Raw genomic sequence first — 1007 nt, 5'->3', positions numbered from 1 at the left:
TCGTCCATCGCGATCGGGTGGATCAGGGTAACAACCATTTTGATGTTGTCGCCCGGCATTACCATCTCTACGCCTTCCGGCAGTTCGATGGTGCCAGTCACGTCAGTAGTACGGAAGTAGAACTGCGGACGGTAGCCTTTGAAGAACGGAGTATGACGGCCGCCTTCGTCTTTGGACAGAATGTACACTTCAGATTCGAACTTGGTGTGCGGGTTGATGGTGCCCGGCTTAGCCAGTACCTGACCACGTTCGATTTCTTCACGTTTGATACCACGCAGCAGAACACCTACGTTCTCACCAGCACGGCCTTCGTCCAGCAGTTTGCGGAACATTTCAACGCCAGTACAGGTGGTTTTCGCGGTTTCTTTGATACCAACGATTTCAACTTCTTCACCCACTTTGATGATACCGCGCTCTACACGACCGGTAACAACGGTACCACGACCGGAGATGGAGAATACGTCTTCGATCGGCAGCAGGAACGGCTTGTCAATCGCACGCTCTGGTTCCGGGATATAGGTATCCAGGTGGCCAGCCAGTTCGATGATTTTCGCTTCCCACTCTGCGTCGCCTTCCAGCGCTTTCAGAGCAGAACCACGAACGATCGGAGTGTCGTCGCCCGGGAAATCGTACTGAGACAGCAGTTCACGAACTTCCATCTCAACCAGTTCCAGCAGCTCTTCGTCATCAACCATGTCGCATTTGTTCAGGAACACGATGATGTACGGAACGCCTACCTGACGACCCAGCAGGATGTGCTCACGAGTCTGCGGCATCGGGCCGTCAGTCGCAGCAACAACCAGGATCGCGCCGTCCATCTGCGCAGCACCGGTGATCATGTTTTTAACATAGTCGGCGTGGCCCGGGCAGTCTACGTGCGCGTAGTGGCGAGTCGGGGTGTCATATTCAACGTGAGAGGTGTTGATGGTGATACCACGAGCTTTTTCTTCCGGCGCGTTATCGATCTGGTCGAATGCGCGAGCGGAACCACCGTAGGTTTTAGCCAG

Annotated in this window: 1 protein-coding gene; it reads right to left on the bottom strand. The window is 54.5% G+C overall.

Annotation, left to right across the window (positions count from 1 at the left end; all coding sequences use genetic code 11):
• On the bottom strand, positions 1-1007 hold a 1007-nt coding region (gene tuf, locus L2I46_RS29190; RefSeq protein WP_052542053.1), incomplete at both ends, for an elongation factor Tu.

It is taken from the genome of Klebsiella sp. 2019SCSN059 (assembly GCF_021739525.1).
Classification (GTDB): domain Bacteria; phylum Pseudomonadota; class Gammaproteobacteria; order Enterobacterales; family Enterobacteriaceae; genus Klebsiella; species Klebsiella quasipneumoniae.
This window is presented reverse-complemented; position numbering and strand designations above follow the sequence as displayed.